At 52.2% G+C, this 669-nt stretch carries 2 pseudogenes; both read right to left on the bottom strand.

What is annotated here, in order from left to right:
* Positions 1–215: pseudogene (locus BG74_RS00085) on the bottom strand (1-deoxy-D-xylulose-5-phosphate reductoisomerase); the annotation flags it as partial.
* Between the two features lie 156 nt (positions 216–371).
* Positions 372–669, bottom strand: a pseudogene (locus tag BG74_RS15195) (ribosome-recycling factor); the annotation flags it as partial.

Below are 669 nucleotides of genomic sequence, written 5' to 3'. Positions count from 1 at the left end.
GCCGCATCAAGGTTGGCCTTGAGCGCCCGCGCCGCAGTGGCGTCCTCCATACAGGCGTAGTCGGGACGAAAAACCAGACACTGCTCTGTCATCAAGGCAACGTTGTTACCGGCCACCAGGGCTCGCACGGCGAAGTGGTCGGGATTGTGCTTTACCACCGCCAGAGTACTGGCACCAATGGAGCCAGTACTGCCAAGAATCGTCAAATACCGCATGAATTTACTTTTTATACCGCGTTGGAATTATTAAGGAAGCACCATAGTCTGAGACGATAGTGTTGTTTTGTCTATGGTAGCTCAAACAAAAAATGCCACAGCGACAGCTCCTCACTAGGGAGGCCGTCGCTGTGGCATTTTTTATTCGCCAGCGGATTAAATTTCCATTAATTCTGCTTCTTTTTCCGACAGAACACTATCGAGCTTTTTCATCCAGGTATCAATAAGTTTTTGGATATCGTCTTGCGACCGGCGCTCTTCATCCTCACAGATGGCTTTGTCTTTCAGCAGCGCCTTCAGTTTATCGTTGGCATCGCGACGAACATTGCGCACCGACACTCTAACCTGTTCCGCCTCGGTGCGTACCACCTTTATCAGACCGCGGCGGCGGTCTTCGGTCAGAGGAGGCAACGGCACGCGAATAACCGTACCGGTGGAAGAGGGATTGAGCCCC

It is taken from the genome of Sodalis-like endosymbiont of Proechinophthirus fluctus (assembly GCF_001602625.1).
GTDB lineage: Bacteria > Pseudomonadota > Gammaproteobacteria > Enterobacterales > Enterobacteriaceae.
Note: the sequence above shows the minus strand (reverse complement) of the source record. Positions and strands in the feature narration are given on the sequence as shown.